Raw genomic sequence first — 8681 nt, 5'->3', positions numbered from 1 at the left:
TGGATCAGGCGGCGGCACCGGTTCAATTGATTTGCCGATGGTCTTGCTGAGCGGTTTTCCCCTCAAGCCAGATGCAAATCGGGACGGTGCTTAAACGCCCGTCTGAGGACGCATGTCCGACGCGGAGATCCCGGCAACGGCAACAGGCTTTTTCATCGCATCGCGACGGAAAGGATCACCGAGTTCCTGGTTGATCAGAACCTCGACCAGGGTCGTCTTGCCGTTTTTCATCTGGTCGTCGATGGCCTTGTCGAGCATCTGTGTCAGCTCATCCATGGTCCGGGCCTGAACGCCCTGGAGACCACATGCCTTCGCGATTTCGGCGTAGCTCACGTCCTCGTCGAGTTCCGTGCCGACAAAGTTGTCGTCGTACCAGAGGGTCGAATTGCGTTTTTCAGCGCCCCACTGGTAGTTACGGAACACCACCATGGTGATCGGTGGCCATTCCTTGCGCCCGATTGCCGTCAGTTCCGTGACTGCGATCCCGAACGCTCCGTCGCCCGCAAATCCGACGACAGGCGTGTCGGGGCATCCGATCTTGGCGCCGACGATCGCCGGCAGACCGTAGCCGCAGGGACCGAACAGACCCGGCGCCAGGTACTTGCGGCCTGTCTCGAAGCTGGGATAGGCGTTGCCGATGGCGCAGTTGTTGCCAATGTCGGAGCTGATGATGGCTTCTTTCGGAAGGGCAGCCTGGATGGCGCGCCATGCTTTGCGCGGGCTCAGCCAGTCCGGTTTGGCGGCACGCGCGCGCTCGTTCCAGTTGGTGCCCGGATCGTCATCTTCGTGATCCATGGAGGAAAGCTGCTGTGCCCAGCGGGATTTCGTCTGCGCGATCGTGTGAACACGGTCCTCGCGGCCGCTGTTGCCGGCACTTGGCGACAGCCTTTCAAGCAGCGTTTCCGCTACTTTCTTGGCATCTCCAACCACACCGACGGAGACAGGTTTGGTCAGTCCGATCCGGTCGGGATTGATATCGACCTGGATGATCTTGGCATCCTTCGGCCAGTAGTCGATGCCGTAGCCCGGAAGGGTGGAGAACGGATTGAGCCGTGTGCCGAGTGCCAGAACGACGTCCGCCTTGGAAATCAGTTCCATGCCGGCCTTCGAGCCGTTGTATCCGAGCGGGCCGGCGAACAGGCGGTGCGACCCCGGGAACGCATCATTGTGCTGGTAGCCGCAGCACACCGGCGCATCCAGCCGCTCGGCAAGATCCATGGACGCCTCGATGGCACCGCCGATCACGACGCCGGCACCGTTGAGGATCACCGGGAACTTGGCGCTGCTCAGAAGGTCCGCGGCTTCCTGGATCGCGCTTTCGCCGCCGGACGGGCGCTCGAACTCAACGATCGCGGGCAGGTTGATGTCGATGACCTGGGTCCAGAAATCGCGCGGCATGTTGATCTGCGCCGGCGCGCTGGCGCGCTTGGCTTGCAGGATTACCCGGTTCAGCACTTCGGCGACACGGGTCGGATCGCGCACTTCTTCCTGGTAGGCGACCATGTCCTTGAACAGGGCCATCTGCTCGACTTCCTGGAAACCGCCTTGCCCAAGCGTCTTGTTGGCGGCCTGCGGCGTCACCAGTAGGAGCGGCGTGTGGTTCCAGTAGGCGGTCTTGACGGCGGTGACGAAGTTGGTGATCCCGGGTCCGTTCTGGGCGATCATCATGCTGACCTTGCCGGTGGAACGGGTGTAGCCGTCGGCCATCATGCCGCCGGAACCCTCGTGGGCACAGTCCCAGAATTTGATGCCGGCATCCGGGAACAGGTCGGAGATCGGCATGAATGCGGAGCCGATAATGCCAAACGCGTGCTCAATTCCGTGCGCCTGAAGCACTTTGACGAATGCTTCTTCAGTCGTCATTTTCATGTCGAATACTCCCGTGAATTCAAGAAAAACCTGTCTCGCAGATACTGCGTTGAGACGCGATTTAACTCGACTTGTTACTGCTCACTTAGGGCCAGTTTGTGAGACACAATAAGACCAGATTGCGCCAAAGCCTCTCCCGCGCAATGCGGTTTTATTGATAACGGATTTAAAAAATTGAGACAATAGGTCTCAAAAAATTAAATTTTGCTCGATCTTTTCTTTTTTCCGGGACCAAGAAGTCAGGCAAAAAGAAGCGCTTGACCGTTGCAGCTAGACCTTGACCCGCTCCGATTTGGGGTCGTAGAGCGGTTTGAGCGACGCCTCTGCCTTCACGCGGGTTCCGGCAACCTCGATCTCGTAAGCGGAACTGAGCAACTGCTCGGCGGTTTCGCCGGGGCAGGGCACGTAGCCCAGACCCACTGCGCCCCCCAGCGTGTGACCGTAGTTACCGCTGCTCAGAAAGCCGACGACGTCGCCATTCCTGAGGATCGGCTCGGCGTGATAGAGAAGCGGTTCCGGCTCCGTCAGGCGGAACTGGACGAGCCGCTTGTCGAGCCCGGCCTCGCGCTTGCGCAGAACGGCGTCGCGGCCGATGAAATCCGGCTTGTCCCGCTTGACCGCAAAACCGAGCCCCGCCTCCAGGACATGATCCTCGCAGGTGATGTCGTGACCGAAATGCCGGAACCCTTTTTCGATCCGGCATGAATCCATCATGTGCATGCCGCACAGTTTTGCATCGAGATCCTGCCCCGCTTCATGCAGGACCTCGAAAACGTGGCCTGCCATGTCGGACGAGATGTAGAGTTCCCAGCCGAGTTCACCGACATAGGTAACCCGGTGGACGCGGGCGAGGCCCAGGCCGATTTCAATCTCCTGTGCCGTGCCGAACGGATTTGTCGCGTTGCTGAAATCATTGGGCGAGACCCGTTGCAGCAGCGCCCTGGAGTTCGGCCCCATGACCGCCAGCACGGCTTCTCCGGCGGTGACGTCGGTGATAACGACCCTGCGCTCGCCGGCATGACGCCGGAGCCAGGTCTCATCCGCCAGTCGGGTCGCCGCGGGCGTCACCATCAGATAGGCCGTCTCCGAAAGGCGCGTAATGGTCACGTCGGCTTCGATACCGCCGCGATCGTTGAGCAATTGCGTGTAGACGATCTTGCCGACCGGAACGGAATAGTCGCCGCCGCCGACATGGTTCAGGAAGGCTTCGGCATCCGGACCCTCGATCCGGATCTTGCCGAAGGAGGACATGTCGTAGATACCGACATTCTCGCGGACCGCCCTGTGTTCGCGTGCCGCGTTTTCAAACCAGTTCTGACGCTTCCAGCTGTACTGGTACTCCCGTTCCTGGCCTTCATCGGCAAACCAGTTGGCGCGTTCCCAACCGGCAAGCTCGCCGAAAACCGCCCCGTTTGCCTTCAGGTGTTCGTGGAACGGCGTCCTGCGCACGCCCCTTGCCGTCGCCTTCTGGCGGTAGGGGAAGTGGTCGGCGTAGAGAAGACCGAGCGTTTCCTTCGACCGCTCGAACAGGTAGTGCCGGTTGCCCTGGAACGGCTGCATCCGCGAAATGTCGACGTCGCCCAGGTCAAACGGTTTTTCGCCCGTGTCCATCCATTCGGCGAGCGCCATACCGGCCCCGCCGGCGGACTGAATTCCGATGGAGTTGAACCCGGCGGCGACCCAGAAATTGTCGAGTTCGGGTGCAAGACCGAGATGGTAGGCATCGTCCGGTGTGAAACTTTCCGGACCGTTGAAGAACGTGTGGATCCCGGTTTCGGCCAGAAGCGGCAGCCGGTTCACGGCAGCTTCGAGGATTGGTTCGAAGTGATCGAAATCCTCCGGCAGCTGATCGAACTCGAAGTCGTCCGGAATGCCCTTCATGCCCCAGGGCTTGGCATTGGGCTCAAAGGCTCCAAGCAGGATCTTGCCTGCGTCTTCCTTGTAGTAGGCGCACTCGTCGGGGACCCGCAGCACGGGCAACTGGGTCAGACCGGGCACGTTCTCGGTGACGATGTAGAAGTGTTCGCATGCATGCAGCGGCACATTGACCCCGGCCATGCGGCCGAGTTCATGGCCCCACATGCCGGCACAGTTGACCACATGATCGCATTCGATCGTGCCGGTGCCGTCGGCGGTCTGCCACTCCACGCCGGTGACCCGCTTTCCGGATTTCACCAGCCCGGTCACCTTCACCCGCTCCATGACCTTGGCGCCGCCCATGCGCGCGCCCTTTGCGAGCGCGAGCGCTATGTTGGCGGGATCGCCCTGACCATCCAGCGGCAGGTAGACCCCGGCCACGACATCCTCGGTGTTGAGATGCTCGTAGCGCGATTTGACTTCGTCCGGCGAGATTTCCTCGACCTTGACACCGAATGCGCGTGCCATCGAGGCCTGGCGGAAGATCTCCTCCTTGCGCTCCTCCGTCAGGGCCACCGTGATCGACCCGCACCGCCGGAACCCGGTGGCAACCTCTGTCTCCGCCTCCAGACTGCCGTAAAGCTCCTGGCTGTACTTGGCCAGGCGCGTCATGTTCTCCGTCGCCCGCAGCTGTGCGATCAGCCCTGCGGCATGCCAGGTCGTCCCGGATGTCAGCTGCTTCCGCTCCAGCAGGACGACATCGGTCCAGCCTTTCTTGGTCAGGTGATAGGCGACGGAACATCCGACCACGCCTCCACCGATAACAACGACGCGGGCTTTTGATGGAGGTGTCACTTTTTACTCTTTCCGTTTGATTACGCGTAAATGTCGGGTTTCAGGGTCTGACGAGTTCGGACAGCGGTTGTGCGGCATGCAGGGCTGCGTCGGTGGCGTCATCGAATGTGTGCCCATCCGCCGACAGGATCTGGTGTATTTTCTCCTGGGCACTGTCGAGCAGCATCGGCCTGCCGCGCTCTTCCCATTCTTTCGGACTCGTACGGTCGGCAAGGTCGGGATAGATGTATTCGCTCTGCATCAGCTGCAGCGTCTGATCGTGACCGAGGTAGTGGCCGGGGCCGTCGAGGACGACGGACCGGATGACGTCGATGTCGACGAACTCGTCCTTGACCTCGATCCCGCGCACGCAGCGCAGCACCTGGCCGAGCATGTCATTGCCGAGCACCAGCGATTCCTTGCAGAAGCCCAGCAGGGAGGCGTGCATGCCGACGGCCTCGTAGACCATGTTGAGGCCGGACAGCCCCGCCATCACGTTGCTGATGCCCTGTTCCCATCCGGCCTGCATGTCGGGAAGCTTGCTGTCGGCGATGCCCGCGGCAGCACCGCCCGGAAGACCGTAGAAGTGATGCATCTGCGCGCAGGCGGAACTGAGCAAGGCCTGTTCACCGCTGCCGCCGGACATGGCCCCGGTGCGCAGGTCGCTGACGAAAGGCCATGTCCCGAACATCGCCGTGTGGCCTGGCTTGATCGCGTTGACATAGACCACCCCGGCAAGGCATTCGGCGACCGCCTGAACCACCGCTGTCGCAATCGGCGCGGGCGCGGTTGCCCCGGCCTGACCGGCGGACAGAAGCAGGACAGGCATGCCGGCGTGAATGCAGGCTTCCATCACTTCGCAGCTCTCTTCCGCGAAGGTGAGCGGCGGGACCACGAAGCAGTTGCTGTTGGAAACGAAGGGACGTTCGCGCCAGGCGTCTTCCCCTCCGGCCATCAGGTGCAGAAGCTCCATTGCCGGGGCTACATTGGCGGCTTCCGTGAAGGAAGTGCCGATATGCTTCGTTGTCCCGGCGCAGGCGGCATAGACCGTGTTCACATCAAGATCGCGCGGCGACTCGAATTCACGGCAGACAACGGGGCGCTGGAAAAAGTGAACGTTGTCCAGCTGCTGCACCAGGCGCGCAATGTCGTACATGTCCTGGACGTTCGGGTTGCGGTAGTCCCCCGTTTTGGGGTCCACGATATGCACCGCGGCGCCGGCCGTCCCGAAATGCACGTTCTTGCCCGACAGGTGCAGATCGAATTTCGGATCCCGCGCCTTCAGGGTGATATCGCGCGCGGCCTTGGCCAGCATGTCCTCGACCAGTGCGCGCGGAAAGCGGATGCGTCCGTCTTCACCCTCGATCGCCCCGGCACCCGTCAGGATGGCTCTTCCCGATGGAGGCGCGGACGCGAAGCCGATGACTTCAAGCGCCTGAAGGGCAGCTTCATGAATGCGCTGGACATCCGTGTCCTTCAGCACCTGGTAGAACCCGCCGGGCATGCCCGGCCTGACCGGCCGGACTGCCTCGTCCAGCGGCCTTGAACGGGCCGCTGTGCGGGCCGAACGGCCCCCGGCGCGACGGCGTTGTTTCACTTCAGCTCCGCTCATGCAATCTCCTCCCAAATCATGCCGGCAGGTTTCGCTTGGTTTTCACCGTTTTCGTCAGGCTCGAAGCCGCTCGTTTTCAGGGTCCCACAGCGGCTGATCCGCCTGCACGACTGCCTTGTGCTTCTGGCCGTAGACTTCAAGTTCGAGCTCGGTGCCGGGCGCGTCCAGTCCCGCCCGGACCACGCCGAGCGCAATGCAGGCGTTGACCCGGTAGCCCCAGTCGCAGGATGTCACTTCCCCGACGATTTCACCGTCCTTCAGCAAGCTGGACATATACGGCGCATCATGGTCGCCCGCGTCCACGACAAGGGTAACGAAGCCCTTGGAAGACCCTTGTTGCTTCTCGATCATGAGCGGCTGCTTGCCTGGAAAATCCTGCGGCTTGTCGAGTTTGACAAAACGCCCAAGCCCGCTCTCGAACATGGAATAGTCGGTTGAAAGATCACCTTTCCAGGTCCGGTAACCCTTCTCGATCCGCAGTGCGTTGAGCGCAAACATGCCGAACGGTTTCGCGCCGGCTTCCAGGATCGCGTCATAGATGGCGGGCATGTCTTCCATGGCCGCATGAACTTCCCAGCCGAGTTCGCCGGTGAAGGACACGCGCACCAGCATGGCGGGCTTGCCCGCAACGGTCGTCTGTTGATGGGTCAGCCAGCCGAGCGACAGATCCGCGTCCGTCAGGCCCTGGAACAGCTCGCGGGATTTCGGTCCGGCCACGATCAGGGTCGTCATCTCGGTCGTACGGTCCGTGAGTGTCAGCCCCTCGGGCATGTCCGATTTCAGAAGATCGCGATCATGCCATTGTGCGACGGCCGCCGTGATCAGGGTGAAGTCGTCTTCGCCGTGCCGGATCAGCGACATTTCGGTGAGCACGCGCCCGCGATGATCGGGGAAGTAGCCGAGGTTCATGCGGCCAGCCTTGGGCAGTCCGCCGGCAATCTTTCCGCGCAGCCACTCGGCTGCACCTTCACCGGTCAGGCTGAAGCGGGAGAAGCCGCACAGGTCGAGCACGCCGACGCCATCGCGAACGGCTTCGCACTCTTCCTTGACGCGCGGCTGCCACGGGCCGGACCGCGACCAGGTCTGTGTTGCCGCTTCGGACGTGTCGTCACCGTCCTTGGCGAACCAGTTGGCGCGCTCCCAGCCGTTGAACGCCCCCATCTGTCCGCCCAGCTCGACAATTTTCGCATGGTTGGGAGACAGTTTGCGGTCGCGGCCGGCAGGCCAGCTGTGATGCGGGAAGTGCATTGCATATTCGTGGCCGTAGACTTCCATGGCCTTGTCGATGCAGTACTGCTTGTCCGTGTAGTCGGTGTAGCGGCGCGGGTCGACAGCCCACATGTCCCATTCGGTGCATCCGTGCATGATCCATTCGGCCGCGACCTTGCCTGCGCCGCCGCCCTGGGCGATGCCGAAGGTGAAGGTGTGCGCCTCGAAGGCATTGGGGACACCCGGCATCGGGCCGATCATGGGAAGGCCGTCCGGCGCATAGGGAATGGGGCCGTTGATGTTGCGGCTGACACCTTGCGTTCCGAGCAGCGGCACGCGCGCCATGGCATCCTCGATGTACCATTCCAGCCGGTCCAGATCGTCGGGATAGAGCTGGAAGCTGAAGTCGTCGGGCATCGGGTCGTCGGCCCGCGTCCAGGCGGACTGGCAGTTGCGCTCATAGGGACCGAGGTTGAAGCCGGTCGTTTCCTGGCGGAGATAGTAAGAGGTGTCCACGTCCCTGAGCAGGGGCAGCTTGCGTCCGTGCTTTTCGCTCCACGCGGCAATCTCGGGCACCGGTTCGGTCAGGAAATACTGGTGGCTCATGACGGCAAGCGGCACTGGCCGGCCGCCAAAGGGCAGGAACCATTCGCCGACGCGTTCCGCATAATAGCCAGCGGCGTTGACAACGTATTCGCAGCGGATGTCGCCCTTTTCCGTGTGCACGATCCATTCGCCGTTTTCGCGGCTGACGCCGGTTGCCGGGGTGAAACGCAGGATCTTGGCGCCGTGCGACCGGGCGCCCTTGGCAAGCGCCTGGGTGACCTGCGCCGGATCGATGTCCCCGTCGAGCGGGTCCCACAGGCCGCCTTCAAGATCATGGATCTCCATGAACGGATAACGCTCCTGCATCTGCTCCGGCGTACACATTTCCATGTCCACGCCCATGTGGCGGCCCATGCCTGCCACATATTCGAATTCCCTCATCCGCTCTTGCGTGTGCGCGAGGCGGAGCGATCCGCTGACATGATAATTGAGCGGATAGTCGACCTCTTCCGCCAGACCCCGGTAAAGCTCCAGCGAATAACGCTGGATGTTCATGATGCCGAAACTGGCGGAGAAGGTCGGGCAGTTGCCTGCCGCGTGCCAGGTGGACCCGGCGGTGAGCTCGTTTTTTTCCAGAAGCACGCAGTCGGACCAGCCAGCCTTTGCCAGGTGATAAAGGGTGGACACTCCGACGACGCCGCCACCGATGATGACAACACGGGCTGTAGTGGGAACTGACATTCTTCAGCTTTCC

The 8681-nt window shown here is 61.9% G+C and carries 4 protein-coding genes; all 4 read right to left on the bottom strand.

The window, feature by feature from the left end; all coding sequences use genetic code 11:
• Nucleotides 1-90 precede the first annotated feature (90 nt).
• The 4 genes from xsc to RBB49_RS03825 all read right to left on the bottom strand — a co-directional run bounded on the left by xsc (nucleotide 91) and on the right by RBB49_RS03825 (nucleotide 8668).
• Entirely contained in the window at nucleotides 91-1869 is a 1779-nt protein-coding gene (xsc, locus tag RBB49_RS03840; RefSeq protein ID WP_306141334.1) for a sulfoacetaldehyde acetyltransferase, read from the bottom strand.
• A gap of 270 nt (nucleotides 1870-2139) precedes the next feature.
• Nucleotides 2140-4581 carry an FAD-dependent oxidoreductase gene (locus RBB49_RS03835; RefSeq protein WP_306141333.1) on the bottom strand — a complete coding sequence of 814 codons (2442 nt, stop codon included), beginning with the start codon at nucleotides 4579-4581 and terminating at the stop codon, nucleotides 2140-2142.
• Between the two features lie 40 nt (nucleotides 4582-4621).
• On the bottom strand, nucleotides 4622-6172 hold the full coding sequence (locus RBB49_RS03830; RefSeq protein ID WP_306141332.1) for a trimethylamine methyltransferase family protein: 1551 nt from the start codon (nucleotides 6170-6172) through the stop codon (nucleotides 4622-4624).
• A 54-nt stretch (nucleotides 6173-6226) separates the two neighbouring features.
• On the bottom strand, nucleotides 6227-8668 hold the full coding sequence (locus RBB49_RS03825; protein ID WP_306141331.1) for an FAD-dependent oxidoreductase: 2442 nt from the start codon (nucleotides 8666-8668) through the stop codon (nucleotides 6227-6229).
• Nucleotides 8669-8681: the final 13 nt, after the last annotated feature.

Origin of the sequence: Roseibium sp. MMSF_3412, from assembly GCF_030733265.1 — a bacterium.
In the GTDB taxonomy this organism is placed as follows: Bacteria; Pseudomonadota; Alphaproteobacteria; order Rhizobiales; family Stappiaceae; genus Roseibium.
The sequence above is the reverse complement of the archived record's forward strand: the minus strand, read 5'-3'. Positions and strand labels throughout refer to the sequence as shown.